The organism is Pseudomonas sp. URMO17WK12:I9 (assembly GCF_900230165.1).
GTDB lineage: Bacteria > Pseudomonadota > Gammaproteobacteria > Pseudomonadales > Pseudomonadaceae > Aquipseudomonas > Aquipseudomonas fulva.
The window spans coordinates 18332-43848 of sequence record NZ_OCMQ01000007.1 but is presented as its reverse complement, the minus strand read 5'-3'; the positions used below and the strand labels follow the sequence as shown (position 1 = coordinate 43848).

The following is a 25517-nucleotide window of genomic DNA, read 5'->3' as shown; positions in this document are numbered from 1 at the left end:
GTCAGCGTCGACTGAGGAAAGCCCCCGCCAGCAGGCGCGCCACACTCTGAGCGAGTTCGGCGCGTCGATAAGGCTTGCGCAGTACTTCGAAACCGCTTAGCTGGCGCGGCGTCAGGTTCGCATAGCCCGTAATGATCAGCACCGGCAGCTCGCTGTGATGCTGGCGCATTTGCTGGGCAAAGCGTACGCCAGTCATCTCGGGCATGACATGGTCGGTCACCAATACATCAGGCAGCCACCCCTTTTCCACCAGGCGCAGGGCGGCCACTGCACTTGGCGCCTCGGTCACCTCGTAGCCCAGGTCGCGCAATTGCAAGGCCGTTGCGTGACGCACGATTTCTTCGTCGTCCACCAGCAGTATCCGGCTCGGACGCTCGGCCACAGGCCCGTCGCAGGGCTCGATGTCACGGTGGGTGGGCAATGCGTCGCTGGCCGGCAACCACAGCGTCGCCTGAGTCCCTTGGCCTGGTATGGAATGAATCTCGAACCCACCGCCGGATTGAACCGCCAATCCTTGGACCATTGGTAAGCCCAAGCCAGTCCCCTTGCCCACCTCCTTGGTAGAAAAGAAAGGTTCGATGCACCGCCTGAGTTGTTCATCGTCCATGCCGCAGCCGTTGTCCCTGACCTGAATCCATACCAAACGTTTGCCCGCAAGGTCCTCGGGCGGCGCCAGGCAGTGAGTGTCATCACCGGCGATGATTTGCAGCTGGCCGGCGCCGCCGATGGCGTCGCGGGCATTGACCGCCAGATTCAACAGGGCCAACTCCAGTTGGTGCGGGTCGACCACGACGCAGGGTAATGACGGATCGATATTCACGTGCACGGCAATGGTGGGCCCGAGCGAGCGCGCCATCAACTCGTGCATGTCCTCGACCAGGGCTGCCAAGGACACAGGTTGCGGTTTGAGTGTCTGGCGGCGTGCGAAGCTGAGCAGGCGAGCGACCAGGTTGCGCGCACGTTCAGCTGCCTGCAGGCCACCGTCGATCAGCCGGGGCGCGCGATCGGTCTGCGGATGGCGGCGCAACAGCTCGAACGACCCAATGATCGGCGTGAGCATGTTATTCAGGTCGTGGGCGATACCACCGGTCAATTGCCCGATCATTTCCATCTTGTGGGCTTCGTGCAGTTGCATCATCACCGACTCGCGCTGGGCCAGCGCCGTGGCAACTCGCTCCTCAAGGCTCTGGTTGAGCAGATGCAACGCCTGTTCGGCGCGGGCGTGCAGGATTGCAGCCCACACTTGCTTGGCGGTCTCTTCCACAAGCTGGCAGTCCTCCTCGAAGCATCCTCGCGCATCACTGAAATGAACGGCCAACACGGCCTCCAGTCGCCCCCCGCGCAGCACAGGGGCATGCAAGGTGGTGCTTATGCCCGCCAGACAAGGCTCGGGCTGTTCGTAGCTATGTTGAACGGTCCTGCCGTCGCTCAATTGCTCATACAAGTCGGTACCGAACGTCAGGTACGAATGCGTGCCCACCAACGACGTCACGCCCTCGGTCCAGTCGTGACTGACCTTGAAGCCGACACCGTCGCCTTTGTCTTCACCGAAGCAGACCCTGGCCGCCCCCAACTCCTGCGCCAGGCGTTGAACCGCATAGGACTCGATGCGCGCAGCATCACCCAGCCCAGGCAATGTGCGGCTCAATTCCAGAAGAAACGCCTGGCGCTGGTGGAAGCGCACGCGGTCAGTGGTCTCTGTGACCAGGCACAAGACACCGCCAACGCTTGCATCAGCCTCGCGCACGGCAGAATACGACACATCGAAATACACCGTCTCACCGTGCCCACGGCGCTCGATATAAAAAGCGCGGTCCTTGGCCGAAAACGTCTGCCCGGTGTCACGCACACCGCGCAGCAACGGTTCGAGGTCATCCCACAGCTCGGCCCAATTCTCACGCGCCGGGCGCCCGAGGGCTTGCGGGTGCTTGTTGCCGATAGTGGGCGCATAGGCATCGTTGTACAGCGCGACATAGTCCGGGCCCCAGAACAGCACGACCTGGGTCTGCGCTGGCAGGAGCGTGGCCATCGCGGCCTGAAGGTGCGGGGACCAGCCATGTGGCGTCCCAAGTGGAGAATCCTGCCAGTTCATCGTTTGAAGCAGACGGCCGATCTCACCGCCATTGAGCAGGAAGCTCAGCGGTGTGGAGGTGTCATCGATCAGAGAGGTTTGGAGCGATCTCATGTCAGGGGAATCCGCGGCACAGGCCATCCATCTCTGGATAAGAGGCATTGACTCGCGGTTCGTTCCACTGAGATTGATCAGTCGTTCAATGTCGGCACTGGCCCTACCTCGCGCGGCCAGTCTGCCGGGTCGATGCTCAACTGCCCTCCGGCAGCAAGCTACGGTCGAACATGAACGGCCCCTGCCCTTGCGCGGTGTACTGGTACAGTTGCTGCGGGCGCCCCATGGGTGGTTGATTCTTTTCGCCTGTGTCCTTGACCCAGCCCAGCACGCGCAAGCGCTCCAGGCGCTTGCGCAGCGATGTCGCGTTCACAGGCTGGCCCAGGCAGGCTTGCATGGCCCCCAGCGCATCGAGGACGGTGAACCGGGTGTCGAGCAGGTACAACGGCAAACTGCTGTAGACGGACTTGGCCGCGAGCCGCTCATGGGCTCGGCGCGCCAGCAGGTTGTGATCGAATGGCAGCAGCACCCTGCGTTCCACCACGTCGGCGAGGTCGAAAAAGGCCAGCTGCTCATTCTCGACTTCCTGGCAGGCGGGCAACAGCGCCAGGTAACAGGTGCTCAACGACCAGCCCCGTGGATCGCGAAAGGCATTGCCTTCGGTAACGACTTGCTCCAGATAGTGCGGCTGGACGCGCGCTTTCTCGCTCAAGGCGCGGTGGGCAGCGCTCTCAAGGCTGGTATCAGGGGTGCGCCCATTGATGATCACACCGGGTAGTGCCCATTGACCATGGTGCGGTTCTCGCTCACGGCGATGCAGAAGCACCTGCAGGTGCTCACTGCCAGGCGGCAGGCGCAGCGCGACGATGTCGACGCTTGCCAGGACTTCAGCTGTACTCACTCGTAACTCCTTGACTGAAGCCTTTTATAGTTCACTAGAGCGAATAAGTAAATCTGCATCATGCAGCCTATTTACGGACACTTGACATATATAGTTCACCAGGTGGACTATGTAGCCATTCCAGCGAGGAGAGCCACCATGAAAATCGCCAGCTTCGATGTCGACGCACAACTAGGCTTCACGTGCCATGCGCCTCAGGAACTCCCAGTCCCCGACGGTCACGAAATCGCACCAGACCTCAACGCCATGGCACAGCGGGCCGACCTGCGGCTGGGCAGCAAGGACGCGCATCCCGCCAATGCCGCGTGGGTGGTGGCCGACGCCACGCAGATGCTGCAGCCGCTGACACTTGCCAATGCGGACCTCACCTGGGTCAGCCACTGCATCCCTGGTACCCCCGGTTTCGAGCTGCTGCCGGGCCTCCCTGCCCCCATCGAGTACGACTACTTCGTGTGGAAAGGCGTGGAGCCCGACCTGCATCCCTATGGCGCCTGCTATCACGACCTGGCCGAACGCCGCTCCACGGGTGTTATCGAATACCTCAAGGTGCATCAGGTGGGTGCCGTGATCGTAGGCGGCCTGGCGCTCGACTACTGCGTGCGCACCACTGCCCGGCAACTGCGTCAGGCCGGGTTCGAGGTGCTGCTGTACCTACCGGCTTGCCGTGCCCTGACCCAGGCCGGCGCGATAGAGGCCTGCGGCGCCCTGGCTGGCGAAGGTGTGAAGCTGTGCGGCGACGAGTCGGCCCTCGACCATCAACTGGCCCTGATCAAGGAGCAAGCAGCATGAGTGACAGCGTATTTGGCCCACGGATCGTTCAGAACCTGCTGGACACCGACTTCTACAAGATCACCATGATGCAGGCGGTGCTGCACAACTATCCCAATGCGGAGGTGGAGTGGGAGTTTCGCTGCCGCAACGGTGAGAACCTGGCCCCGTATCTTGCAGAAATCCGCTACCAGGTCGAGCAACTCGCCGAAGTCACGGTCACCCAGGACCAGCTTGCTTACCTTGAGAAGATCGCCTTCATCAAGCCTGACTTCATCCGCTTCCTGAGCCTGTTCCGCTTCAACCTGCGCTACGTGCATGTTGGCCTCGACGACGCCGGCCAGTTGGCGATACGCGTGCGCGGCCCCTGGCTGCACGTCATTCTGTACGAAATCCCGTTGCTGGCGATCATCAGCGAGGTTCGCAACCGCTACCGCTACCGTGAAGTGGTGATCGAACAGGTACGCGAACAGTTGTACCGCAACCTCGACTGGCTCAGGGCCGAGGCCAGCAGTGAAGAATTGGCAGGCTTTCAGCTAGCGGATTTCGGCACTCGCCGACGCTTCTCCTACCGGGTGCAGGAAGAGGTGGTGCACATCCTCAAGCGCGACTTCCCAGGCCGCTTCGTCGGCACCAGCAACGTGCACCTGGCGCGGGAGTACGAGCTGCGGCCGATTGGTACCATGGCGCACGAGTGGTTCATGGCCCACCAGCAGCTGGGCCCTCGCCTCGTGGACAGCCAGGCGGCAGCCCTGGAGTGCTGGGTGCGCGAGTACCGCGGCCTGCTGGGTATCGCCCTTACCGACTGCATCACCATGGATGCCTTCCTTGGCGACTTCGACCTCTATTTCGCCAAGCTCTTCGATGGCCTGCGCCATGACTCGGGCGACCCGCTTGCCTGGGCGGAGAAAGCCATCGCGCACTACCACCGGCTGGGCGTCGACCCTAAGACCAAGACCCTGATCTTCTCCGACGGCCTGGACATGCCGAAAGCGCTTGAGCTTTACCGCGCATTGCATGAGCGCATCAACGTGAGCTTTGGCATCGGGACGCGACTGACCTGCGACATCCCAGGGGTCGAGCCGATGAACATGGTGATCAAGATGACAGCCTGCAACGGTGCGCCGGTAGCCAAGATTTCGGACAGCCCTGGGAAAACACAGTGCCGGGATGAAAATTTCGTGGCCTATTTGAAGCATGTGTTCAACGTAGGCGCGTGACTTTCTGCAGGTGGCATTGCAAGGCCTGGGTCCGTATCATGCCTTCCGGTTCAACACTCAACTCCACTTTCAGCGCACCAGGAGAACGATCGCGATATGGACATCAAATTGGCAAAGCTGGTCACGGCAATGGGCTTGGCAGCCTTGCTCGCAGGCTGCAGCGAGGAAACGGTGCCCGAGCCTACCGCTGACAACTGTACCCCGCAGATGCAGGAGAAAATTCTGGCGGATTTGTCCAAAGAGGCCAATCGCAATACCTTTACCGCCAACTGCAACAGCTTCCTCCAAGCGCGCAAGCACACCGACTGGACCTTCAAGAAGAGCCCGAAAGACGATTTCTGATGAAGTACTGGCGGCCCTGGCAGCACACGTGCGGCGTGGCCGCCGGGCCGCTGGCCCTGATCACCGGCGAGTTATTGCCTGGCTTCGCTCTACGCCAGCGAGCACGGTCAGCCTCAGTTCAACGGCCAGTATCGTCGTAACTCGCCGCGTCGCTAGGCCGAAGCGCCGAGGAAAGCCACACACAGATCGTGAAAGCGGGCAGCCGCTCGAGAGGGTGAGCCTGCGTGGGGCAGCACTATCGAGAACCGACGAGTCAGTGAACGCGGCCCCACCCGGACCTTGCGCAAGACCGTATTTTCATGACGAATCGACAGGGCGGACACGAAGCCTACGCCCATACCTGCGCGCACTGCTTCCTTCACCCCCTCTACGCCAGCAATCTCCAGGCCGATCTTCATCGGCAGTTGATTGTTGGCAAATGCTTGCTCGACGACCTGGCGCACGCCCGAACCCTGCTCACGGAGCACTAATGGGAAGCCTGCCACGTCCTTCAAGGAGCGAGGTTCGGCGCCAGCCAAGGGGTGTGCGACCGGGACGATGGCGACGATTTCGTCCTCAAGCCACTCCGTCACGCCAGTGCCCACGGGCAGGTCTCGCCCCGGTGGCCCTTCTATCAACGCCAAATCCACGCTACCCAGAGCACCGACGATTTCGGCGGTGTTGCCCTGTACGGTGGTAATCGCTACCTGCGGGTAGAGTGTCTTGAACTGGGCGATCAGGTACGGGAGCAGGTAGCTTGCAGGCGTAGTGCTGGCACCGATCCGCAATGTGCCTCGTTGAAGGCCGCGCATTGCTTCGCGAAGTAACCGGGCCTGATCGAATGTATCGCGCAGCCGAGTCGCATGCGCCAGGAGCTGTTCGCCTGCTGCCGTGAGGCGCACCCCGCGCCCGGCCCGATGATAAAGAGGCTCACCGAACGCTTCCTGCAGGAGTTTGAGTTGACCAGACACCGCCGGCTGCGACAGATGCAGGGCCACTGCTGCATGGCTGATGTTGCCATGTTCGGCGACGACGGCGAAGGTTATAAGCTGTTCAGGGGTCATTCCGCAAAACTATCAGCTAAATGGATACTCTGCATTCCAGATTACGATTTTTCATAAGCTTATAACCAAATTATTGTGGTGCTCATTGATTCCGCTCGCTGGAGAATCCCATGACACCCGCCCCTAGTACGCCCCCTGACGCACCTGTCGCGCACCGCTGCGCAGTGCTCAAGGGCGTGATTTTCGTTACGGTTCTCGCCCTTGGCGTCAGCCAGGTGGCTGCCCTGCCCCTTTTTGTCCAACTTGGCCTCAGCCCGTTGATCCTTGGCATTATTGCCGGGGCGTTCTGCGGCAATGTGCTGGAAGATCGCCTGCCGGCCGGCTATGGCCCGGGCATACACTTCTGCGCCCGGGCCCTGCTCCGTGTAGCCGTGGCCTTGTTCGGCCTGCGGATCAGCCTGCAGGAAATTGCACACGTTGGCTGGCCTGGCTTGGTGATCTCGCTGCTGGTGATCAGCAGCACATTGGCGATAGGCGTGTGGTGCGGCATGAAACTGCTCGGGCTTGACCGGGAGACGGCCCTGCTTACGGCTGCGGGCAGCGCCATCTGCGGGGCTGCGGCCGTTTTGGCTTTTGAATCGACGCTGCGCAGCGCGCCGCATAAAAGTGCGGTGGCCGTGGGCAGCGTGGTGCTGTTCGGCACGGCGTCGATGTTTTTCTATCCCTTTTTGATTCAGGCCGGCTGGCTGCACCTGGATGCCCAGACCGCTGGGCTTTGGCTGGGTGGCACGCTCCATGAAGTGGCTCAAGTAGTAGGCGCCGCCAGTACCCTTGGCCCTGACGCCAGCCATGTAGCAACCATCGTGAAAATGACGCGCGTGATGCTGCTGGTGCCCGTCCTGTTACTGGTTGGCTTGTGGATCAGCCGTACCCCACGGGCTGGCGTGGTGCCCGGCAAGGGTCGGCTCTCGGTGCCTTGGTTTGCTTTTGGGTTTCTGGCACTGGTGGCGATCAATTCCCTTCAGATTCTACCTTCCAACCTGCGCGAGGCCGTCAACGGCCTGGACACCTTCGCATTGACCATGGCCATGACGGCACTGGGCATGGAAACTCGGTTCGAGCAGATACGCCATGCTGGGCCTCGCGTGCTGGCGACTGGGGCGATTCTGAACATGTGGTTATTTGGGGGTGGCTTGGCCATTACCCTCGCCGTGCAACGGCTGGTGGGCTGATTGTTTGCCAATGCGCGCAGCTGGAGCGGCCATGAAGTACCGGGCTTTTTTTGCAGGCCTCTCGTTGCCGCTTCCATTTCTCGGTATGGTGTGGTGAAAGAAGGATGTTTTACCCGCACAGGAAAGACTTAGATGCCCCAACGCCATGTCATCAATGCATCCGTCAGCCCCAAGGGCAGCCTAGAAACGCTGTCCCAACGTGAAGTACAGCAACTGAGCGAAGCCGGCTCCGGCAGTCTCTACACCCTATTCCGCCAGTGCGCCCTGGCCATCCTCAACACCGGCGCCCATGTCGACAATGCCAAGACCATCCTCGAGGCCTATCAGGATTTCGAAGTACGCATCCATCAGCAGGACCGAGGCGTTCGCCTTGAACTGCTCAACGCCCCAGCGGACGCCTTCGTCGATGGCGAAATGATCGCCAGCACCCGGGAGATGCTGTTCAGCGCCTTGCGCGATATCGTGTATACCGAAAGCGAGCTGGCCAGCCAGCGCATCGATCTGGAAAGCTCTCAAGGCATCACCGACTACGTGTTCCACTTGCTGCGCAACGCCCGCACCTTGCGCCCTGGCGTCGAGCCGAAGATGGTGGTGTGCTGGGGCGGTCACTCGATCAGCACCGAGGAATACCAGTATACCAAGAAGGTGGGCCATGAACTGGGCCTGCGTAAACTGGACGTGTGCACCGGTTGCGGCCCGGGCGTCATGAAAGGCCCGATGAAAGGTGCCACCATTGCCCATGCCAAACAGCGCATGCAAGGCAGCCGCTACCTGGGCCTGACGGAGCCAGGCATCATCGCTGCCGAGGCGCCCAACCCGATCGTCAACGAACTGGTGATCCTCCCAGACATCGAGAAGCGCCTGGAGGCGTTCGTGCGGGTCGGCCACGGCATCATCATCTTCCCGGGTGGTGCAGGCACGGCAGAAGAGTTTCTGTACCTGCTGGGGATCCTGATGCATCCGGATAACCAGGATGTGCCCTTCCCGGTCGTGCTGACGGGCCCGCGCAGTGCAGAGCCCTACTTGCAGCAGTTGCATGCATTCGTCGGCGCGACGCTCGGCGAGGCAGCGCATCGGTTGTACGAGATCATCATTGACGACCCGGCTGAAGTGGCGCGCCACATGGTCGAGGGGCTCAAACAGGTCAAGCAGTTCCGTCGCGAGCGCAACGATGCGTTTCATTTCAACTGGTTGCTGCGGATCGAAGAGAGCTTCCAGCGCCCCTTCGACCCCACCCACCAGGCCATGGCTGACCTGGATTTGCGTCGCGAGTTGCCACCCCATGAGCTGGCAGCCAATTTGCGCAGGGCGTTTTCCGGCATTGTGGCGGGTAACGTGAAGGACAAGGGCATCCGCCTGATCGAAGAGCATGGGCCCTATCAGATTCGCGGTGACAGTGCTGTGTTGGATCCGCTGGGGCGTTTGTTGCAAGCCTTCGTTGACCAGCATCGGATGAAGTTGCCGGGCGGGGCGGCTTATGTGCCTTGCTATCAGGTGGTGACGTGACCCACGGTTCGCAGCGAGGCACCTAACGATCTCCGTTGAGCGGCCTTGCCGGGGCCGCTCTGCGGCCCATCACGCGGGCAGCGAGACCTACAGGGCTGTACCGGTACGCCCACGGCGCACTTAGTTCAGGCCGGCAACGCTAATACGTCACTCAAGAAAACCCACCACTGGCGACCTGCCGTTCTACGAATCGAATGCTATTCCGCCCTGCACGCTTGGACGCGTACAGCGCCGCATCCCCTTGCTCGATCAACGCCGCCAGACTCGCTGGCGCCTGGTCAAACACATTCACCCCAATGCTCAACGTCACCGCTGCAGGTGTCGGTACCGCCCCGCCGGCGTAGGCCTGAAACTGCTCCCGCAAACCCTTGGCCAACCCCAGGACGCCTTCACGGCTCGCCCCACTGAGCAAAATCACGAACTCATCCCCGCCTAACCGCGCGGCCAAAGAGCGCTCTGGTAACACCGTACGAATCATTTCACTCAACGCCACCAGCAACCTGTCCCCTGCCGCATGCCCATGCAGGTCATTGACCAGCTTGAAGTTGTCGATATCGATCAACAACAACGCCGCAGGCCGTACATTGCTGACCTCCTTGAAGAAAGGCCCCGCACGCACTTCCAGGGCACGCCGGTTGTACAGCGCAGTCAGCGGATCCCGTGCTGCCAGCCGAGCGATACGTTCTTCGCGACGGTAACGAACCGTGCCTGTCATCGACAAGGCGATCATCATGATCGCCATGGCGCCTTCCACCAGGGAGACCTGGATGATCAACCCTCCGAAACTGGCCAGGTCAATCAACGTGCCCGGCGCAATCGCAATGATCGCCTTGATCACGTAGAACAACCCATGCACCAGAAGCACATACCGCAACTGGACTGCACCTACGCTCAGCGATTGCCCATGGGGCTGGAGCAGGCTACTGGCCTTGAGGGTCAGGGCGGCAACCAGCAGCGAGTTGGCCATCAGCATGACTTTCGACCACTCCGGGCCTGCAGGCAGCAATAACAGCGCGAACCAGATCAGCACGATCACCAGCCAGGAGCGCGAAATTCGGTCTTGGGTGAAGCGCAGCACGCCTAGCAGGAAAAGCCCATGGGCCACGACCAGCAGGCCATTCGCAAACCAGATGCCGATGAATAAAAGGCCAACGCCTCGCAGCAGCGCCAGCGTGCAACCGACGGTGATGGTCGCAAAACCGGCGCTCCAGTAAAGCAGCGACGACTCGCGGACACTGCGCCACTCTATCGCCAGGTAAAGCGCAGCCGCTGCCGCCAGGGCTATGGAAATGGTGAGCATGGTAGGTGGGTCTAGCGCCATGGCGGGTGTAGCCTATCGAAGTGGTTCGTAAAGGCGGCGATTGTATGCGCTCGCGCAGGATTTTCAGAGCAGTTGACGACCGCGTGCGCCAGACTTTCCTGCTGCTGTGACCGGGTGTGCATGAAACCTGAATCTTGCCGGTCCGGCGCCCCGGCAAGGCCCCTCCAGGCCTGTTCAATCCGAGGTATATGACGGAGTGGCCGCCGAGGTCATCAACTTGATCAGCGCCTGATTGTTCACCGGCCGGCTCAAAAAGTATCCCTGGACCTCATGGCACTGGTCATCACCGAGCAAGGCGAGCTGCTCAGCTGTTTCCACCCCCTCGGCCGTGACCGTCATGCCCATTGCGTTCCCCAGGCTGATGATCGCCTGCACCACGCTGCGGTCACTGCTGCTCTTGCCCAGCGACTGAACGAACCGACGATCGATCTTGATGCTGTCGAACGGGTAGGTACGCAGGTAGCCCAGTGATGAATAGCCTGTCCCGAAGTCGTCCATGTTCAAGCGCACGCCAAGTTCCTTCAACGCGTTCATCGTCTGCAGCGCGCCTTCGACATCGTTGAGCATCACGTTCTCGGTGATCTCCAACTCCAGCCGGTGTGCAGGTAGCCCGGTGGTGCGCAGAGCCTCGGCCACATCGCGCACCACGTCGCTACGGCTGAACTGGGCAGGCGACATGTTCACGGACACGATCACTTCGAGCGGCCAAGCGCCCGCCTCACTGCACGCTTGCTGCAGCACCCAATTGCCCAGCAACACGATCACATCGCTTTGTTCGGCCAAGCCGACAAAATCATCCGGCATCAACAACCCAAGGCGGGGGTGCTCCCAGCGCACCAGCGCTTCGGCGGAGGCGATCGTTACGCCATCCACCTTGAACCGCGGTTGGAAATGCAAACGTAATTCCCCACGGGGGATGCCCTCGCGCAGCTCCTGTTCGAGTACACGCTTCTCAAGCAGCGCAGCGCTCATCTGCGTGGAGAAATACCGCCATGTGTTCTTGCCCGATTGCTTGGCCCCGTACAGCGCCACGTCGGCATAACGGATCAGGTCGCTGGGGCCACCCGGGTAATCGTCGGACATGACCACACCCAGGCTGGCGCCTACCTGGACCTTATGGTGCTCCACCGCCATTGGCTGCTTGAGGATGTCGATGAGCCGGGCGCAGAACCGGTCGAGTTCATCACGCGCGCCCGGTGCGATCAGGACAATCACGAACTCATCGCCACCCAGGCGCGCGACCAGATCGCTGGAACGGGTCATTTGACCGAGCCGCATCGCCACCTCCATCAACACCGCATCACCGGCCGGGTGGCCGAGGCTGTCATTGATCGGCTTGAAGTTGTCCAGGTCGAGCATCAGCACGGCCCGCGACACCTTGGCACTGTCCTCGAGGAAGCGGAACAGCTTGTTGCGGTTGGGCAGCCCGGTCAGGGCATCATGTTGGGACAAGTGCTGAATTCGGGCATGGGCTGCCACCTCATCGGTGATGTCGGTACAGGTTCCGCGGAATCCCTTGCAGATGTTGTGCTCGATGATGGCTCTGGCCGCAATTCGGCATTCGCGTCGCTGCCCGGCCTTGTCCAGGTACTGGCAGCGCAGCGTGCCGGTAGACTCGCTGGCGCCCAGGCCGTGCAGCCAGGTTTCGACATGACCGGTTTCACAATCGAACAAGGTGCAGATCGGCTGATTCAGCCAGTTCTGGGCGTCGTGCCCGGTCAATTCGGCAAAGCGTGGTGAAAGATAGATCAGCTGCTGCTGCGCATCGGTCTCCCAGATCCAGTCGGAGGCCGCCTCGGCCACGGCTTTGAAGCGCGTTTCGCTGGCCTCCAGTGCCCGCTTGGAAATAGCCAGCTGATGGTAGCTGCGGTCAATGTCGGCGCTGGTGCGCATGGCATAGCGTGCGAGCAGTACCATCAGCGCCAGGATGATGAGCAGCGCCACAGCCAGCGGTGCGAACACCGCTTGCAGCAAATCGCTACCGGGCTGGTCCATGCGCCAGGTCAAACGATAGGGAACCTCCTGAAGTGGCAAATGCCCCATGTCTTGCGCAGCATAGTCGCTCGCGGTGATAGCCAGGTCCGTGAGGCCGGCCGTCTTACCCATCTGACTCAGCAAGTCGGCTTCGATCATCCGAATGAAGACCATCACCGAGTTATGCTCCGCCAGGCTGTCGGCGAGCGCAGGAGGACGTATCACGGCAGAGGTGAAGACCGCAGGCTGGCCAGCAAACATGACGTAGCCCGATGCCGGTTGTTGTTGCGCCATGGCCTGGCGGGCCTGTTGCAGGACGCGATGGCCTTCGGGGCTGAAGTGATCGAAACCCAGGTCGGTCAAACGCCCTTGCACGACCGCATAGAGCGTACCCTGATCGTCAAGGACGAACACGCCTGCATAGCCATCATCGCTGTAGAGCGTGGCACCCACGTTACCTTCATCGAACGCCCATTGCCGGTCTGCTGGACGCGCCAGATGATCGTAGGCAGCCTGCCAGGAAGCATGGGTCCACAGGTAGCTGCGCTCGGTCTTGTGCAACTGTGCCAGGGCCGCGCCCGCATGAAATCGGCTTTGTTCCAGCTCCCGCTCATCGAGCGAAACGGCGATGCGGTACAGCGACACCAGCCCCAGCGTCATCGCCAACAAAAGCAGGCTCGAAAAGGCAAATACAAGATGGCGCATCACACGGCTGCGCGGCGAATCAGTGCCAAAAGCTGCTTCCATTCCTTGAGCGCCTATTGTCTGGGATGCACTGGGTGGACCAACAGCGTGCCTGGCCGATCAACGCAATCGACCATCGAGCAGGCCAACTACCCGTCCCTGCCCTACAACACCCGCTTGATCAACGGCTCCAACCGACTATAGCGTAGCCTGCGCAGCAGCTTGCGCACGGGCTTGGGGTGTTCGGCCTTGACGCCCAATGCGCGGGCAGAATCGATAGCCGGGGCGTGCTCACGCAATGCGCTGAGTTCCTTCTCGCACGGCCCCCGCCATTGCCCAAGGGGGTCATCGATAAGCAGGCCGTTTTCCAGGTCCAGGTTGAAGCCGCGTGGGTTCAGGTTGTTGCCGGTCAGCAGGCAATAACGCTCATCGACCCACACGCCTTTGGCGTGAAAGGTGTGTCCTGGGTCGTTCCACAGCCTGATCTTCAGCTGACCGCTGGCCAGCAAAGGCTCGCGACGCCGCGCAAAGGCCCGCAGGTTGTCCTCGTACAGATAAGGCAATGCCCCGCTGGCATGGAATGGCTCTCCCGGAGGGACGTAGAAGTCATTGGCGGTACGATGGCCGACGATGAACTCTACCCGCACGCCTCGTGCCAACGCATCGTCAATCTCGCGCATCACGACGCGAGGCGGATTGAAATACGGTGTGCTGATGACGATACGTTCCCGGGCCACGGCCAGTAGCGCGCACACGGTCTTGTTCAAGGCATTGCGCCTGCCAACGCCGATCAGCGGAATGACCCGCAGGTGCCCCGGCTCGGTTGCAGGGCCCGGTGCGTACGTAAGCCGGCGCATCCGTGCCCGCAGGCGGCGGATGTCACTGCGAAGATCGGCGGTGGAAGGCGCTGGAAGGTCCAGGCGCGGCGTGGCCTGCGGGTGGAGCAGCCGCTGCACCAGGTCGACCATGCAGTCGGCCAGGGCCTTGCTGTGGAACAGGTGGTAGCGATCAAGCCGGTAACGGTCGAACCGATGAAGGTAGACGTTGTTAAGGCTGGCGCCGGTGTAGATGACGCAGTCATCGATGATGCTGCCCTTGAGGTGCAGCACTCCGAAGAGCTCGCGGGTCTGCACAGGCACGCCATGGATCGCAATGTCCAATTGGCGGCTCTGGCGTTCGGCCTGGTACCAGGCTGCATTGCCAGGCTGCCTGCCCGCCCCCAGCAGGCCACGCCGGGCCCGGAACCAGTCCACCACGACAGTTATTTCAAGCGCTGGACGCGCCGCCTTGGCCTGATAGAGTGCGTCCAGCACCTCCTGGCCGGCCTCGTCATGTTGCAGGTAAAGCGCCACGATGACGATACGCCGGGTGGCTGCGCCGATACGCTCGAGCAAGCAGGCCCGGTAGGCCTGGGCATCCGGAAGCACTTCGATCGCATCGGCAGCCAACGGGTAGCCGGGCAACTGGGCCAACAGGTTTTCTGGGTTCACTTGCAGCCACCTTCTGGGCAAACTATGCCCCAGCTTGCACAGGAATCGCCCAATGGTCCACCCCGCTTCGGTAAATCCGCAGTCCGGCACGGTCAAGACATTCGGTTTTCTGATCATGCCCAACTTCACCACCATCGGCCTGGCGTCGGCGGTCGAAACCCTGCGCATGGCCAACCTGGCGGCATGCCGGCCTGTTTTTCGCAGCGTACTGATCGCGGCACAAGGGGCGCCGGTCACCGCCAGCAACGGCATGCGCGTGCTGCCCGATTGCACGCTCGATGACGCGCCAGCGCTGGACGTACTGTTGGTAGTGGGCCCTAATCCCATCGAGCGCGGCCCTGCCACCGGGGCTTACCTGCGCTGGCTGCGCGAACGGGCCAACCAACGCCTGCCGATTGGGGGCATCTGCACCGGCAGTTACCTGCTCGCCAAGGCGGGGTTGCTCGACGGCTACCGCTGTACCATTCATTGGGAGGACCTGCCAACGCTGCGAGCACGCTTCCCGAACATCATATGCTCGCAGCAGCTGGTCGAACTGGACCGCGACCGTTACACCTGCTCAGGCGGTGTCGCCGCCATCGACATGATGCTGCAACTGGTGGCTCGCGAGCCGAGCGGCCAGGGCATTGCCGCCAAGGCCGCCGAACTGTTGCTGTGCGACCGTGTGCGTAGCGAGCGCGAACGTCAGCGCGTTTCGCTAAGGACCTTGCTGGGCACTGCGCAACCGCGGCTAAGCCAAGTCGTTGCAATCATGGAAGCCAACCTTGAGGAGCCTTTGGCGCCCAGCGAGCTGGCCAACCTGAACGGCATCACCGTGCGCCAGCTCGAGCGCCTGTTCAAGCACCAGCTGCAACGCACGCCCACACGCTATTACCAGGAACTGCGGTTGTCCCACGCCAGGCAGTTGCTGCTGCAAGGCGACGCGCCAGTTGGCGACGTCGCGCTGGCCTGCGGCTTCGGCTCGGCGGCGCACTTTTCCAAGGCGTACAGCCGACTGTTCGGTGTTTCGCCTTCTGCGCAGCGCCGCCTGGCAGCTTTGCGATGACAGCGCGCTTGTCGCTTATTGGCAGATGACGTTGTGCTGCGGCCCACAGGGGAACTGGGTAATGTTGTCTGCCCCCTGCTCGGTCACCACCAGGATGTCATGCTCGCGATAGCCGCCTGCCCCTGGCAGGCCCTGGGGCAGCATGATCATGGGCTCGATCGACACCACCATGCCCGGCTCCAGTACGGTGTCGATGTCCTCGCGCAACTCCAAGCCGGCCTCACGCCCGTAGTAGTGGCAAAGCACGCCGAAGGAATGGCCGTAGCCGAAGGTGCGGTATTGAAGCAGGTCGTGCTGGCGGTAGATTTCATTGAGCTCAGCGGCAATGTCGCAACAACGTACGCCTGGACGGACGAGGCTTTGGCCTGCCTCGTGCACCTGGACGTTCACCTGCCACAGGCGCAGGTACTCGTCCGGGCAATGATCGAGGAAAAGTGTGCGTTCCAATGCGGTGTAGTAGCCGCTGATCATGGGGAAGCAGTTGAGGCTGAGGATTTCACCCTTGCTCACACGACGGCTGGTCACTGGGTTGTGGGCGCCATCGGTGTTGGGCCCGGATTGGAACAGCGTCCAGGTGTCCATCAACTGGCTGTCGGGAAAGCGCCTGGCAATGTCCCGGACCATGGCCTGGGTGGCATGCATGGCTACCTCGAACTCCGGCGCCTGGTCAGCCAGCGCCTCGATCACCGCCGCGCCGCCAACATTGGCGACCTGTGCCCCCTGGCGGATCAGGGCCTGCTCTTCAGCCGACTTGATCAGGCGCAAGCGCATGCAGGCGGTGCTGATATCGACCAGCTCGGCAAGCGGGTAGCACGCCGCGAGCGCGGCATGGGTGTGTAGCGTCAGGTGGTCGCCCTCCACGCCGATGCGTCCTGCCCGCGGTAGCGCCTGGCGCAGGGCGGTGAAAAAACTGCCCTGCCGCCAGTCGGTGTAGACGATGTTGTCGGTGCCGACCGACCGGCGCCACGGCTGACCGCCGTCGATGTTGGCGCTGATCAGGACGACCTGATCAGGGGTGATCACCACGGCATAGGCGCGTCCGAACGCGCAATAGAGGTAGTCACTGTAGTAGTTGACGTTGTGATAGGAGGTCAAGACGAGTGCTTCGAGCTGCTGAGCGCTCATCAGGGCGCGCACCTCGGCATGCCGGCGGGCATATTCTTGAGCCGAGAACGTCGCCACGGCCTTCTGGCCATTGCGAATTCTGAGGGTATCGGGCATGTGCATGAGCGTGATTCCTTGGGGTTGTGAGCACGCAAATCAGGCCGGCCGCCTGAAATCATTGCAGCACGCAACCGGCAAGCACGTTTGTACCCAAGCGACTTCGAATTGGCAGCAGCACTGCCTTTCACATCTGCAGTGTCAATGGCCAGTGGCTAACGCCGCCGTTGCATCCAGGCTGCCCCCAGCCCGCTAAGGCAGATCACGCAAATCCCGATCAGGCTGAGCGTATCGGGGGTCTGACCATAGAACACCAGGCCCAGCAGGCCCGCAAAGATGATCTGGCAGTAGCTGAAGGGCGCCAACAGCGCAGGCGCTGCCAAACGGAAGGCCTGGGTCAGCAGCAAATGAGCGGTCATGCCGAAACCACCCAGCGCCAGCATCAGCAAGGCATGGTCCCAGCGCGGCGTTTCCCAGAAAAACGGCACCAGCGCACTCATGGCCAGGGTGTTGCACAGCCCTGCATAGAAGTTGCTGGTGGTCGGGCTGTCGTGCGCCGCCAGAATGCGGGTCAGCAGTTGGTAGAAGGAAAAGCCCAGCGCCGAGCCGAACGGGTACAGGATGGCGGGCGTGAACAGGGCCCCGCCTGGGTGCACGACGATCAGCACCCCGAGAAAGCCCAATACCACTGCCACCCACTGCGCTACCGTGACCCGTTCCTTGAGCAGTGGCACGGACAAGGCAGTGACCAGTACAGGTGCAAGGAAGTTGACCGCAGTTGCTTCGGCCAACGGCAGGTACTGCAACCCGGACGTGAACAGCAGGCTGGTGCTGAGCAGGCTCAAAGCGCGCAAGGTTTGCAGCAGCGGGCGCCGGGTGCGCAACACGTTGAGGCCAGAGCGAGGCAGGAAAATGCCAGCCATCAACAGCGTGTGCACCACGTACCGCGCCCACACCACCATCACGATGGGGTACAGCCCCCCCAGGAACTTGGACAAAGCGTCGTGGCTGGCGAACATGAACGTGGCGCACACCACCAACACGATGCCACGAAGCGGTTGGTTGACGCCGGAAAGCGGGGTACTGGAACTCATGGCTCTCTCGAAGTGGACGCAAAACCGCGCTGCGCCATTATGAAGCCGCGCGCACGCCCCGATTGGGCGTGGCAGCAGGATTCTAGAAGAGATACCGGGAGCGCGGAAGTTCAATCATCACCGCAGTCTCTTTTTTCTCGTGGCAACGGTTACCTGCGCCGCAGTTGTCAGCCCTGCACCACGTGCTGCAGCCTGGCCCAGAGGCGTTGCACGTCCTCCCTCTCAGTGTCCAGGGCGCCGATCGATACACGTACCATCCAGCACCCGTCTAGTACGGCGGGGGTTACATAGGCGTCACCTGATGCATTCAGGCGCTCGGCCCAGGCTCGGGTGTGAGCGTCCAGCGCCTGGCCGGCCATCCCTTCAGGGCAATGCCGAAGGCACAGCGTCTGCAACGGCACTGGGGCGAGCAACTGCCAGTCGCTGGCCGCGCGCACCTGCTCGGCCAGCCACCTGGCATTGTCCATGTCCCTGCGCAGCCGGGCTTGCAAGGCCTCGACACCTTCTGCGCGCAACATGAACCATAGTTTCAACGCGCGGAACCTGCGCCCCAAGGGTATGCCCCAGTCGCGCAGGTTCTTGACCTGCCCATCGACCGAAGACTGCAAGTAACTGGGGTTGGTGCTCATCACGCGCACAAGGTGCTGGGGATCGCGCACATAATAGACCGAGCAGTCGAACGCGACCCCTAGCCATTTGTGCGCATTGACGACGACCGAATCGGCGAGCTCTATCCCATCCCACATCCAGCGGCACTCGGGCACTATCATCGCCGAGCCGGCCATGGCCGAGTCCACATGCAGCCACAGGCCATGTTGCTGGGCCAGGGCGCCGATGGCGCGCAGCGGATCGAGGGCCGTCGTGGCGGTGGTGCCACAGGTGGCGACGACCGCACACGGCCGATTGCCAGCCGCCAGGTCCTGTTCGATGGCCTGCTCCAGCGCAGTCGGACACAGCGCATAGGCTTCATCGGTCGCGATCAGGCGGATATTGTCGCGACCGAAGCCTGCCAGCAACGCCGCCTTGTCCACCGAACTATGGGCATGGGCGCTGACGTACACGATCAGGGGCTTGTCCTGGCCCTGAAGCCCGTGACGGACCAAGGCGTAATCACTCGAGCGCTCACGGGCACAGATGAGCGCGACCAGGGTGCTGGTCGAGGCGGTGTCCTGGATCACCCCGCTCCACTGCGGCGACAGGCCGAGCATCTGGCGCAGCCAGTCCAGGGTCGTTTCTTCCAGTTCGCTCAATGCTGGGCTCGATTGCCACGACAACCCCAGTACGCCAAGCCCGGTACTCAGGAAGTCCCCCAGCACGGAGGACAACGTCCCGTTCGAGGGAAAATAACCGTAGAAATCCGGGTGCTGCCAATGGGACAGGCCCGGCATGATCAACTCATCCACGTCCTTGATAATCGCGTCGAAGGGCTCGCCCTGTTGCGGCGCGGCCGGCGGCAGGGCCGCCTTCAGGTAACCGGGCTCGACCTGGGCCATGACCGGACGCTGATGCACGGTCTGGCGGTAATCGGCGATCAGGTCGATCAGTTGATGGCCATACTGGCGAAACTCTTCGGGGGTCATGCACGTGCTCCTGTGGTGGGCGCCTCACCGCCTGATGGCGGTCAATGCGCGCCGGCGGCTGGCAGAGAGCAGTGTAGAGCGCGTCGCCTGCGCGAAGAACCGCGCCTTGCGCATAGCTGCTATGGCAAATGCGCAAGGCCGCCCTGTACACCGAATTGCGATTGGCGCCACAGCTCGAACACCCGGTTTCGAAACCAGCGATGCTCGGCCGATGCCTGCAGGCGTTGGTGCCACACCACCCAATAACGCTGACTGTGCTCGACGAACCCCAACGGTCGCCAGGCCAGCGGATGCAGGCGGCACAATTGGCGGGCGATGTGTTCGGGTACGGTAGCCACTGCCTGGCTGGTGGCGACCACCTTTACCGTGGCGCAAAAAAACGGCACTTGCAGGCTGATGCGCCGTTGCAGGCCCTGTGCACGCAGGTGCTGGTCAATGAAGCTGTCCTTGTCCCCGCCCCCGGAGATCCGTACATGCCTGCACGCCAGGTAATCGCTTTGCGAAACCCACCCATGGACAGTCAAGGGGTGGTCCTGCGCCATCAGGCACACCGCCCGATCCTCGCCGAGCAGACGCCCGTGCACATTGGGCGGCGATTCGTCGAACAGGGTGGTGGCAAGGTCGATCTCGCCACTGGCGAGCAAGTCATACTGCCCGGCTTGCCAGGTGCGGTACTCCAGGCTGATGCCTGGCGCTTCCTGCTCCAGCGTCGTCACCAGCAAAGGCAGCATATGCTCGGCGACATAATCGGAAGCAGCCAGGCAAAAGCGGCGTTGGCAGCGGGCAGGCTCGAATACGGCAGGCTGACGAAGTGCCTGCACCTCGTCCAACACCTGGCGCAAGGGCTCGCGTAGCGTCTGGGCATGCTCGCTCAGTACGTAGCCCCGGCCTTGGCGGACCAGCAGCGGATCGTCGAAGGCCTCGCGAAGTTGAGCCAGTTGACGGCTCAAGGCCGACTGGCTCATGCCCAGGCGCTCAGCCGCCCGACTGAGGTTCTTCACCTGCAGCAGGTGGTCGAGCGCACGCAGGTGCGCAAGGCTGAGCGTGGCAAAGGCAGGATTCACGGCAGCTCCAGCTCGGGGCACGCCCCGGTGCAGCGCTGCCCCGCCATCACCTGTACAACACGCCTGGCAATGGGCAGCATCGGCAAAGGGGGCTCGAGCTTACTGCGTCAAGCCAACGTAGACGTTCTGGACGTCATCGTTTTCGTCGATGGCTTCAAGAAACGCCTCGACTTCGGCCAGGGCTTCGGCGCTCAGGCTCGAAGCGCTCACCGGGTTTTTCGGGGTGTAGCCGATCTTGGCCGACGTGACGGTGAAACCGTGCACCGGCAGGGCCTTCTGCACAGCGTCCAGGTCGGTGGTATCAGTGATGAACAGGGTAGACCCCTCCTCTTCTCCTTCTTCGAAGTCCTGAGCCCCGGCTTCGATTGCAGCCATCTCAGGATCAGCGTCACCGTTGGGGGTGGCTTCGATCAGGCCGACATGATTGAAGTCCCAGGAGACCGAGCCGCTGGCCCCTAGCTGACCCTTGCGGAACAACACGCGAATTTGCGCCACTGTGCGGTTGACGTTGTCAGTCAGGCATTCAACGATCAGCGGAACCTGATGCGGGGCAAAGCCTTCGTAGCTGACAGCCGCATACTGCACGGCATCGCCATCCAGGCCGGCACCCTTGCGAATGGCTCGCTCCAGGGTTTCGCGAGTCATCGAGGCCTTCTTGGCCTGTTCGATGGCCAGGCGCAAGCGCGGGTTCATGTCCGGGTCGGCGCCGGATTTGGCGGCAATCTGGATTTCCTTGGACAGCTTGCCCATGACCTTGCCCTTGGCATTGGCCGCGGCTTCTTTATGTTTGGCTTTCCACTGTGCGCCCATGTCGACTCTCTTGTTTCAACGGCCGGTTCAGGAAGCGACCGGCACAAAAAGTGGGAGCAGTTTATACGCCTATGGGGAAGGATCGACAACCGTCTGCGCTGCACCGACACCTCACCCGACGACTTAACGGGTGGCAACCACGAATAAGCGCGGAAACGCCAGCAGCACCTTGCCGTCGGACGCTGGCGGGTAGGCGCTTTGCATGGCCTGCAGGTACATCTGCAGGAAGTCTTCCTGCTCCTGCGGCTGCAGCCGCGCCAGGTAAGGCCGCAAGGCCGAACCCTTGAACCACTGCACCACGCCCTCAGCGCCGTCGACCAACGGGTGGTGGTAGGTGGTGCGCCACACCTCGACGCGGGCGCACAGCGGGCTCAACAGGTCGTAGTAGAACGCCGCGCCATGGCGCGGCGGCAACGTGAAGTCGTCGAATTTGGCCGCCCACGGGCCCCGGCGGGCGATCTCGCGCAACGCGGTGTGCGCGGGCTCCTCCAGGTTATCGGGCGTCTGCACCGCAAGGCTCGCCCCTTCGCTGAGCTGACGCACCAGGTGCGGGTAGAGCTGCCCGTGGTCGGGCACCCACTGCAACGAGGCGTTGGCCAGGATCAGGTCCTGGGGCTCAGGGGCGGACCAGCCTGCGATGTCCGCCGTGACCATGTGCACGCGCGGGATGCACAGCCGCTTGCGCGCTCGGGCCTTCTCGATCATGTCTGGGTCGCTGTCCAGCGCGGTCACCTGCGCGTCGGGACAACGTTGCAGCAGGACCTCGGTGGAATTGCCCGGCCCGCAGCCCAGGTCGGTCGCGTGTCGCACCGGGCGCGGCGGCACGGCCCCCAGCAGATCGCGCACCGCCCGGGTGCGTTCGTCTTCGAACAAGGAATACTGGGTTGCAGACCAGGACATGGCGACGTTCTCCGATGAGCGATGCTCTGAAGCATATGCCATCTGTCGCCCAAAACGCGAAGCGGCCGGCCCCTTTGAGGGAGCCGGCCGCTTCGCAAAACCAATGAGCCTTAGTGTCGAGGCGCGCTGCGCATCTGGTGCACAACCCCCATCGCCACCACCAGCGCCGCCGCGATGCCGGTGGAGATCACCAGGATCTGGTAGTCAGGCATGAACGCCATGGTCACCAGGGCTGCCACGATGAAGGCGATCACCAGGTAGGTCAGCCACGGGAACAGCCACATCTTCAGGCGCACTTCCTTGCCTTCGGCAATCAGCTTGCGGCGCATGCGCAGCTGGGAGAACGCGATCACCAGGTACACCAGCAGGGCAATCATGCCCGTGGTGTTCATCAGCGTGTCGAGTACGTCCTTGGGGCGCAGGGTCTCGCTGAAGTTGATCAGCGCACACACCACCGCCACCGCGCACGAGCCCATTATCGCGTACACCGGCACGCCAGTGCCGGCACGGGTGATCTTGAAGAACGACGGCGCGTCGCCACGCTGAGCCAGGGAGAACAGCATGCGCGAGGCGGTGTAGTGGCCGGAGATCAGGCAACTGCTCACCGAGGTCAGCACCACGAAGTTCATCAGCAACTCGGCGTAAGGCACGCCCAGCAGCTCAAGGGTACGACGATAGGCGCCGTAGCCGGAGACGCCCAGGTGCGGGTCATTCCACGGCACCAGGCAAACGATCAGGAAGATCGAGCCTACGTAGAACAGGCACACGCGCCATACCACCGAGTTGGTGGCCTTGACGATCTGCGCAGCCGGGTCCTTGGCCTCGGAGGCCGCAATGGTCACGATCTCGGCGCCAAGGAATGCGAACATCACCCCCAGCAAGGCTCCGATGACCGTGGTGATGCCATTGGGCATGAACCCTTCGGCGGTGAGGTGGGTAATGCCCCGCACCTCGCCGAATTGCCAGATGTTGAGCACCGCTGCGGTACAGACGATCAGGAAGCAGACGATCGCGATGACCTTGATCAGCGCGAACCAGAACTCGAACTCCCCGTAATGCTTGACGTTGAAGAAGTTGACCGTGATCAGCAGCAACGTCGTGGCCAGCACGAACACGTTGACACTGACGTCCGGGAAGAACCCGTGCAGGATCTTGCCGGCTACGTAGGCTTCCCAGGCCATGAGAATGACCCAGTACCACCAGTACAGCCAGCCGATGGTGAAGCCAGCCCAGCGCCCAATGGCGCGGTCGGCATAGGTGGAAAACGAGCCCGTGTCGGGTGAAGACGTTGCCATTTCGCCAAGCATGCGCATGATCAGCACCACGAGGATGCCGCCTGCCAGGTAGGCCAGCACCGCGGCCGGCCCGGCGCTGTGGATCACGCTGCCGGATCCTACGAACAAGGCGCCGCCGATGACCCCGGCGATGGACATCATCGTCAGGTGGCGCGACTTCAGCGAGGCACTGAGCTTGCTCTCGTGCCCGCCGTTCGCGGTGGTGGTTGTGGATGTTGCGTCCATCAGTTGTGTACCCCGTGCTTCTTTTTATCCAAGGAAAACCGTGAAACCCCGATGGCTGGCGGTTTCACCTGTACATCAGTGCTAATGCGCGCAGGAGGTGTGAACGAACACACGCAGGCCATCCATGGCGGCCTGCTGACGCGCCCCAGGGCTGAGGCCTGGAGCGAACTGAACATGCTTTGTGTGGCGATATCCGACACCTAATGTAAAAATGTCCATCGCAGAGAGCCATGCACAGTGGCATGAAACTCGCACTGCACTGTACAGGTCGCCAACCCTATACACCGGGCCAGCACCTGGCGTTACACACCTGAAGGTCCCCCATGCTGCAATTGAATCCAGACGCTTCCACACCGTTGGTCAACCAGATCATCGACGGCCTGCGCACCCTGATCGACACCCAGACGCTCAAGCCTGGCGCCAAGGTGCCGTCGATCCGCGCCTTCGCCGCCACCTACTCGGTCAGCACGTTCACCGTGGTGGAAGCCTACGATCGCCTGGTCGCCCAAGGGCTGCTGGTGAGCCGCGGCAACGCTGGCTTTTTCGTCAATCGGGCTGCCGCTGAGCTGTTGGACACGCACACGGCAGACCCTGACGCAAGCCGACCAACGTTCAACACCGAGTGGTACCTGCAGCAGATCTTCGAAACCCGGCAGTTGCCGTTCAAGCCAGGCTGCGGTTGGCTGCCCAACGACTGGATGTACGAAGACGGCTTGCGCCGAGGGCTGCGGCAGGTGGCTGGCAGCCCGCTGGAACTGTCCGGTTACGGCGATCCCATGGGGTTGCCAGAGCTGCGCGCGTTGACGGCGCAGAACCTGCAGCAGGATCTGTCGATCGTCGCCAATCCCGCTCAGCTGATGTTGACCCACGGCGCCAGCCAGGCCCTGGACCTGGCCGTGCGTACGCTGGTCCGCCCCGGTGACGTGGTGCTGGTGGACGACCCTGGCTACCCCAACCTGATGAGCATCCTGCGTACCCAAGGCGCAACGCTGCTGGGGGTGGCGCGCACGCCCAATGGCTACGACCTCAATCAGCTGGAGCAGTTGCTGGCGCAACACCGGCCCACGGCCTTCTTCACCCAGCCTCACCTGCACAGCCCAACGTGCTCGCGCACACCGCTGCCGCAGTTGCACCGCCTGCTGCAACTGGCCAGCCAGCATGGCTTGCGGCTGGTCGAAAACAACCTGTACGCCGACATGATCGCCGAACCGCAACCCTGCCTCGCCAGCCTTGACCACTTGCAGCAGGTGGTCTACGTGGGCAGTTACTCGAAAAGCATCTCACCCAATGTGCGGGTGGGCTACCTGCTGGCCAATCCGGAACTGGCGCAACAATTGGTACACCTGAAAATGCGCTCGGGCCTGACCACCTCGCAGGTCATGGAGCGGGTCGTCTACGCCGCCATCATCGACGGTCGCTGGCGCAAGCACCTCAAGCGCCTGCGTCAACGCCTGGCCGAGGCGCATCAACGGGTGGGTGCGCATCTGCACCGACTAGGCTTCGAGCTGTTCACGGAATCGGACGAGGGGATGTACATCTGGACCCGCCATCCCTCGATCCCCGACAGCGCGCTGTTGCTCGATGACGCGCTCGAAAAAGGCATCATGCTCGGCCCTGGTCAGCTGTTCATGGTGGACGCCAGGGCAACGGGCTGGATGCGTTTCAACGTGGCGTTCAGCCTTGACCCGGTCATGTGGGAACTGCTGGAAAAGGTATTTGCCAGGCATGCCAGGCGATTGGATCAGTGAGTTTGGAATTTCTGGGGCGCCCTAGGTTCGCCTCTGCAGGATCCGCGGC

General features: G+C 62.2%; 20 protein-coding genes. 7 read left to right on the top strand and 13 right to left on the bottom strand.

Annotation, left to right across the window (positions count from 1 at the left end; genetic code table 11):
* Position 1: 1 nt before the first annotated feature.
* A complete protein-coding gene (locus tag CRP40_RS14995) occupies positions 2-2185 on the bottom strand; it encodes a response regulator (RefSeq protein WP_027914822.1) in 2184 nt (727 codons plus the stop codon).
* Between the two features lie 136 nt (positions 2186-2321).
* The gene (locus CRP40_RS14990; protein ID WP_027914821.1) at positions 2322-3026 is read right to left on the bottom strand and encodes an NUDIX domain-containing protein; all 705 of its coding nucleotides are present in this window, start codon (positions 3024-3026) and stop codon (positions 2322-2324) included.
* 138 nt (positions 3027-3164) lie between these two features.
* Here CRP40_RS14990 and CRP40_RS14985 point away from each other — a divergent pair, with 138 nt between their 5' ends.
* From CRP40_RS14985 to trbK, 3 genes are all read left to right on the top strand, one after another.
* Entirely contained in the window at positions 3165-3815 is a 651-nt protein-coding gene (locus CRP40_RS14985; RefSeq protein ID WP_027914820.1) for an isochorismatase family protein, read from the top strand.
* Positions 3812-5014 (top strand): nicotinate phosphoribosyltransferase, encoded by a 1203-nt coding sequence (gene pncB, locus CRP40_RS14980; protein ID WP_027914819.1) that lies wholly within the window; start codon positions 3812-3814, stop codon positions 5012-5014. Before CRP40_RS14985 ends, pncB begins: the two co-directional genes overlap by 4 nt.
* Positions 5015-5110: 96 nt before the next feature.
* The gene (trbK, locus tag CRP40_RS14975) at positions 5111-5356 is read left to right on the top strand and encodes an entry exclusion lipoprotein TrbK (protein ID WP_023535077.1); all 246 of its coding nucleotides are present in this window, start codon (positions 5111-5113) and stop codon (positions 5354-5356) included.
* 152 nt (positions 5357-5508) lie between these two features.
* Here trbK and CRP40_RS14970 read toward each other — a convergent pair whose 3' ends face one another.
* Positions 5509-6399 carry a LysR family transcriptional regulator gene (locus CRP40_RS14970; RefSeq protein ID WP_027914818.1) on the bottom strand — a complete coding sequence of 297 codons (891 nt, stop codon included), beginning with the start codon at positions 6397-6399 and terminating at the stop codon, positions 5509-5511.
* Between the two features lie 110 nt (positions 6400-6509).
* On the opposite strand from CRP40_RS14970, the gene CRP40_RS14965 reads away from it, so the two are divergent.
* Both CRP40_RS14965 and ppnN read left to right on the top strand, forming a co-directional pair.
* Positions 6510-7571 (top strand): YeiH family protein, encoded by a 1062-nt coding sequence (locus CRP40_RS14965; protein ID WP_027914817.1) that lies wholly within the window; start codon positions 6510-6512, stop codon positions 7569-7571.
* A gap of 132 nt (positions 7572-7703) precedes the next feature.
* Positions 7704-9077 (top strand): nucleotide 5'-monophosphate nucleosidase PpnN, encoded by a 1374-nt coding sequence (gene ppnN / locus CRP40_RS14960; RefSeq protein ID WP_023535126.1) that lies wholly within the window; start codon positions 7704-7706, stop codon positions 9075-9077.
* A 151-nt stretch (positions 9078-9228) separates the two neighbouring features.
* Here the strand turns inward: ppnN and CRP40_RS14955 are convergent, their stop codons facing one another.
* The 3 genes from CRP40_RS14955 to pssA all read right to left on the bottom strand — a co-directional run bounded on the left by CRP40_RS14955 (position 9229) and on the right by pssA (position 14546).
* Positions 9229-10377, bottom strand: a complete 1149-nt coding sequence (locus CRP40_RS14955; protein WP_027914816.1) for a GGDEF domain-containing protein — start codon at positions 10375-10377, stop codon at positions 9229-9231.
* A 195-nt stretch (positions 10378-10572) separates the two neighbouring features.
* Positions 10573-13119 carry an EAL domain-containing protein gene (locus CRP40_RS14950; RefSeq protein WP_027914815.1) on the bottom strand — a complete coding sequence of 849 codons (2547 nt, stop codon included), beginning with the start codon at positions 13117-13119 and terminating at the stop codon, positions 10573-10575.
* Positions 13120-13220: 101 nt separating this feature from the next.
* Positions 13221-14546, bottom strand: coding sequence for a CDP-diacylglycerol--serine O-phosphatidyltransferase (gene pssA, locus CRP40_RS14945; RefSeq protein WP_027914814.1), 1326 nt, complete (start codon positions 14544-14546; stop codon positions 13221-13223).
* A 52-nt stretch (positions 14547-14598) separates the two neighbouring features.
* On the opposite strand from pssA, the gene CRP40_RS14940 reads away from it, so the two are divergent.
* Positions 14599-15591: a GlxA family transcriptional regulator gene (locus CRP40_RS14940; protein WP_027914813.1), complete on the top strand. Its 993-nt coding sequence runs from the start codon at positions 14599-14601 to the stop codon at positions 15589-15591.
* 15 nt (positions 15592-15606) lie between these two features.
* Here the strand turns inward: CRP40_RS14940 and CRP40_RS14935 are convergent, their stop codons facing one another.
* From CRP40_RS14935 to CRP40_RS14905, 7 genes are all read right to left on the bottom strand, one after another.
* Positions 15607-16818 carry a M24 family metallopeptidase gene (locus tag CRP40_RS14935; RefSeq protein ID WP_027914812.1) on the bottom strand — a complete coding sequence of 404 codons (1212 nt, stop codon included), beginning with the start codon at positions 16816-16818 and terminating at the stop codon, positions 15607-15609.
* Between the two features lie 149 nt (positions 16819-16967).
* Complete coding sequence (locus CRP40_RS14930; RefSeq protein ID WP_023535082.1) at positions 16968-17846, bottom strand: DMT family transporter; 879 nt, start codon at positions 17844-17846, stop codon at positions 16968-16970.
* A 167-nt stretch (positions 17847-18013) separates the two neighbouring features.
* On the bottom strand, positions 18014-19426 hold the full coding sequence (locus tag CRP40_RS14925; RefSeq protein ID WP_027914811.1) for a DOPA decarboxylase: 1413 nt from the start codon (positions 19424-19426) through the stop codon (positions 18014-18016).
* A 119-nt stretch (positions 19427-19545) separates the two neighbouring features.
* Positions 19546-20490 carry a LysR family transcriptional regulator gene (locus tag CRP40_RS14920; protein WP_027914810.1) on the bottom strand — a complete coding sequence of 315 codons (945 nt, stop codon included), beginning with the start codon at positions 20488-20490 and terminating at the stop codon, positions 19546-19548.
* Between the two features lie 99 nt (positions 20491-20589).
* On the bottom strand, positions 20590-21300 hold the full coding sequence (locus CRP40_RS14915) for a YebC/PmpR family DNA-binding transcriptional regulator (protein WP_023535102.1): 711 nt from the start codon (positions 21298-21300) through the stop codon (positions 20590-20592).
* Between the two features lie 123 nt (positions 21301-21423).
* Entirely contained in the window at positions 21424-22200 is a 777-nt protein-coding gene (gene tam, locus CRP40_RS14910) for a trans-aconitate 2-methyltransferase (RefSeq protein ID WP_027914809.1), read from the bottom strand.
* A gap of 110 nt (positions 22201-22310) precedes the next feature.
* Positions 22311-23720 carry an amino acid permease gene (locus CRP40_RS14905; protein WP_027914808.1) on the bottom strand — a complete coding sequence of 470 codons (1410 nt, stop codon included), beginning with the start codon at positions 23718-23720 and terminating at the stop codon, positions 22311-22313.
* A 323-nt stretch (positions 23721-24043) separates the two neighbouring features.
* Here CRP40_RS14905 and CRP40_RS14900 point away from each other — a divergent pair, with 323 nt between their 5' ends.
* A complete protein-coding gene (locus CRP40_RS14900) occupies positions 24044-25468 on the top strand; it encodes a PLP-dependent aminotransferase family protein (protein ID WP_027914807.1) in 1425 nt (474 codons plus the stop codon).
* Positions 25469-25517: the final 49 nt, after the last annotated feature.

Excerpts from the sequence above, each read along its gene's own strand:
- CRP40_RS14925 (WP_027914811.1), bottom strand. The coding sequence starts at position 19,426 with ATGACCCCCGAAGAGTTTCGCCAGTATGGCCATCAACTGATCGACCTG.
- tam (WP_027914809.1), bottom strand. The coding sequence starts at position 22,200 with ATGTCCTGGTCTGCAACCCAGTATTCCTTGTTCGAAGACGAACGCACC.
- CRP40_RS14905 (WP_027914808.1), bottom strand. The coding sequence starts at position 23,720 with ATGGACGCAACATCCACAACCACCACCGCGAACGGCGGGCACGAGAGC.
- CRP40_RS14955 (WP_027914816.1), bottom strand. The coding sequence starts at position 10,377 with ATGCTCACCATTTCCATAGCCCTGGCGGCAGCGGCTGCGCTTTACCTG.
- CRP40_RS14915 (WP_023535102.1), bottom strand. The coding sequence starts at position 21,300 with ATGGGCGCACAGTGGAAAGCCAAACATAAAGAAGCCGCGGCCAATGCC.
- pncB (WP_027914819.1), top strand. The coding sequence starts at position 3,812 with ATGAGTGACAGCGTATTTGGCCCACGGATCGTTCAGAACCTGCTGGAC.
- CRP40_RS14995 (WP_027914822.1), bottom strand. The coding sequence starts at position 2,185 with ATGAGATCGCTCCAAACCTCTCTGATCGATGACACCTCCACACCGCTG.
- CRP40_RS14940 (WP_027914813.1), top strand. The coding sequence starts at position 14,599 with ATGGTCCACCCCGCTTCGGTAAATCCGCAGTCCGGCACGGTCAAGACA.
- CRP40_RS14900 (WP_027914807.1), top strand. The coding sequence starts at position 24,044 with ATGCTGCAATTGAATCCAGACGCTTCCACACCGTTGGTCAACCAGATC.
- trbK (WP_023535077.1), top strand. The coding sequence starts at position 5,111 with ATGGACATCAAATTGGCAAAGCTGGTCACGGCAATGGGCTTGGCAGCC.
- CRP40_RS14985 (WP_027914820.1), top strand. The coding sequence starts at position 3,165 with ATGAAAATCGCCAGCTTCGATGTCGACGCACAACTAGGCTTCACGTGC.
- CRP40_RS14950 (WP_027914815.1), bottom strand. The coding sequence starts at position 13,119 with ATGGAAGCAGCTTTTGGCACTGATTCGCCGCGCAGCCGTGTGATGCGC.
- CRP40_RS14965 (WP_027914817.1), top strand. The coding sequence starts at position 6,510 with ATGACACCCGCCCCTAGTACGCCCCCTGACGCACCTGTCGCGCACCGC.
- ppnN (WP_023535126.1), top strand. The coding sequence starts at position 7,704 with ATGCCCCAACGCCATGTCATCAATGCATCCGTCAGCCCCAAGGGCAGC.
- CRP40_RS14935 (WP_027914812.1), bottom strand. The coding sequence starts at position 16,818 with ATGCACATGCCCGATACCCTCAGAATTCGCAATGGCCAGAAGGCCGTG.
- CRP40_RS14970 (WP_027914818.1), bottom strand. The coding sequence starts at position 6,399 with ATGACCCCTGAACAGCTTATAACCTTCGCCGTCGTCGCCGAACATGGC.
- CRP40_RS14930 (WP_023535082.1), bottom strand. The coding sequence starts at position 17,846 with ATGAGTTCCAGTACCCCGCTTTCCGGCGTCAACCAACCGCTTCGTGGC.